This is a genomic window from Rhodococcus sp. T7 (genome assembly GCF_009872365.1).
Lineage (GTDB): Bacteria > Actinomycetota > Actinomycetes > Mycobacteriales > Mycobacteriaceae > Rhodococcus_F.
In genome coordinates this window covers 524,835-527,216 of record NZ_WXYH01000389.1, presented here as the reverse complement: position 1 = coordinate 527,216, position 2,382 = coordinate 524,835, and the positions used below count along the sequence as shown (strand labels likewise).

Sequence of the window (2,382 nt, the reverse complement as noted above, 5' to 3'; positions counted from 1 at the left end):
CCGTGGATCGAGCGTGCCCAAGAACCCGGCCAGGCCAGTCCGCAGGCCACCGACCCCGGTTCGAACGGTGGCCAGCCCGGAGAAGGCGGCACCTCCTCGGCACCCGGCCTCGAGGTCTACAACGCCCGCCAGGTCGCCATCGCGAAGCAGGTCGTCGCGGTCGGGGAAGCGATGGGACTGTCCGAGCGCGGTATCACCGTGGCCCTGGCCACCGTCGGCCGCGAATCGACCTACCGAATGCTCGCCAGCTCCGTGGTCCCGGAATCGCTGAACTACCCGCACGACGGGGTAGGCAGCGACCACAAGTCCGTCAACCAGTATCAACAGCAGGTCGATATCTGGGGCACCGTCGACGAGCTGATGAACCCGATCACCGCGAACGTGAAGTTCTACCAGGCCCTTCTCCAGATCGACGGGTGGGAGTCGATGCCCGTCACCGTGGCCGCCCAGACAGTTCAAGGTTCGGCCCACCCCGACGCGTATGCGCAGTGGGAACAAGCCGCCACCATCATGTACCGCGAGTTCAAGGGCGCCAGCAAGGAACTGACTCCCGACGAGCTCGCCCAGATCTCCAAAGCCGGTGCTGCAACCGCCGTCGCCGCGGGCGGCATCCTGCCCGACCCCTGCGGCGGCGCCACCGGTAGCCCGCACGCGCCCCTCGCCGCGGGCCCCTTCGGACAGAAGATCATCGAGGCGGCATCACGGTGGCTCGGCACCGAGTACGCCTGGGGCGGCGGCGACGTCAACGGACCCACCCACGGCATCAGCGACGGCGGCGGTGCCGGCGACGCGCACGGTGACCCGAACAAGACCGGCTTCGACTGCTCCGGCCTGACCCTTTACGCCGTCTACCAGGCATCGGGCGGCCAGATCACGTTGCCGCACTTCACCGGCGACCACTCCAATCCGGGACAGCTCTACGACCCCCGGGGGCAGGACATTCCGCTCGACCAGAAGCAGCCCGGTGACCTGATCTTCTTCGGCGCAGGCGGAAACACCCACCACGTCGGCATCTACCACGGCCAGCAAAACGGTCAAGACATGCTCCTGAACGCACCCCAATCCGGCGACGTCGTCTCCATCCAACCCCTCTCCAACTGGGCCGGCGAAGAAATGTACGTCCGCCGATTCGGCGAAATCCCACCTGAAGAAAGGCCGTAACCATGCCCACCGGCAAGGAGATCGACATGCACAACACCGATACCGACACCGCAGCTCTCGTCGACGTGCGCGGGGAACGCCTTGCGTGCCTGATACACCGCGCCGCGGTCTTGAGTGAGCACCACGCGAACATCAAGAGGGTGAATCCGTTCCGCAGCAGACACTCAGCGGAACAGCTTCGGGACAGCTGGCTCACCAGCACCGCAGTCCGCACTCCCCTCGACATACTCGACCGCTACGGACACCCGTGGGAAGCCGACGAAGCTCGTGCTCTCTGCGAAACAGACGCCGAATCCCTGGCGGCGACCTTCGCCGCCGCTCTCCTCTGGAGCCGGTCCCACACCACGCACCCGAATTGGGTCCCCACCGCGGCCGCGACGACGAGTGATCCGAAAGGAACGTTGTGATGAGAACTGTTACCGAGACTGGCAACGGTCCGAGATTCGTCGCAGCAGTTGCCTCTGTCCTTGCTCTGCGATGACGGGCTTCCCGGCCGCATGGAGATTGGCGAATCCGATTCGGGCACGCAGTCTTTCGAACATTTCTTGTCGTACCCCATAGGTAGTGTGGACCGAAAGCCGTTGGCCGTGAATCGATATGAGAGATCGGAAGTGCGATGACAACGAAGGTCCGGACACGTAGTCGAGTCGGATTGGTCACCGCGGCACTGGTGGTGATGACAGCGGTTGCCGGGTGCGGCGGCTCCGACGGTGCTGATCACGATCACGGCCACGAACCGATGGATTCCGGTGGGCCGACGAGCGTGTTGACGACCCCACCTCCACCGGCACTGCCGGACCGCTTCGCCGCGGTCGATCAGAATGATCCGGAGTCGGTGATGGTTGCTGCTGCGCAGGCCCTGTTCAGTTACACGCCGGCGACGGACCCGAGCCAGGCCGCGGGAGCGGAGCGGGCAGCGCCGCTGCTCGATGAACGGTTCTACGCCGAGAACAAGCCCGCGTTCACCGTGCTCGCACCGATCACAGGCAGGCAGTGGGATCGGTGGGCGAGCGAGAACGCCGTGGTGACGGCCCGCGCCGCAGTAACCAGCGACGATCACCCTGCCGACGCACCGGCGAAGGTCTCGCGAGTGGTCGCGGTGACCCAGACCGCCACCGCGCCCAGCGGGGCCGTTCTCGATGAATCCACGTTGGCGGTCTACATGACAGCCACCCGTCTCGGGGTGTGGCGGGTGAGCGCACTGACCGTCCACTGACGCCG

3 protein-coding genes are annotated in these 2,382 nt (G+C 65.8%); all 3 read left to right on the top strand.

The genetic code is table 11. The features are described from left to right. Nucleotides 1-1,161: C40 family peptidase (locus MLGJGCBP_RS46490; RefSeq protein ID WP_160103976.1), on the top strand; the 1,161-nt coding region annotated here is incomplete at its 5' end. A gap of 26 nt (nucleotides 1,162-1,187) precedes the next feature. After that, nucleotides 1,188-1,568 (top strand): hypothetical protein, encoded by a 381-nt coding sequence (locus MLGJGCBP_RS46485; protein WP_160097630.1) that lies wholly within the window; start codon nucleotides 1,188-1,190, stop codon nucleotides 1,566-1,568. Between the two features lie 209 nt (nucleotides 1,569-1,777). Next, nucleotides 1,778-2,377 carry a hypothetical protein gene (locus MLGJGCBP_RS46480; RefSeq protein ID WP_236581716.1) on the top strand — a complete coding sequence of 200 codons (600 nt, stop codon included), beginning with the start codon at nucleotides 1,778-1,780 and terminating at the stop codon, nucleotides 2,375-2,377. Nucleotides 2,378-2,382: the final 5 nt, after the last annotated feature.

Excerpts from the sequence above, each read along its gene's own strand:
- MLGJGCBP_RS46485 (WP_160097630.1), top strand. The coding sequence starts at position 1,188 with ATGCACAACACCGATACCGACACCGCAGCTCTCGTCGACGTGCGCGGG.
- MLGJGCBP_RS46480 (WP_236581716.1), top strand. The coding sequence starts at position 1,778 with ATGACAACGAAGGTCCGGACACGTAGTCGAGTCGGATTGGTCACCGCG.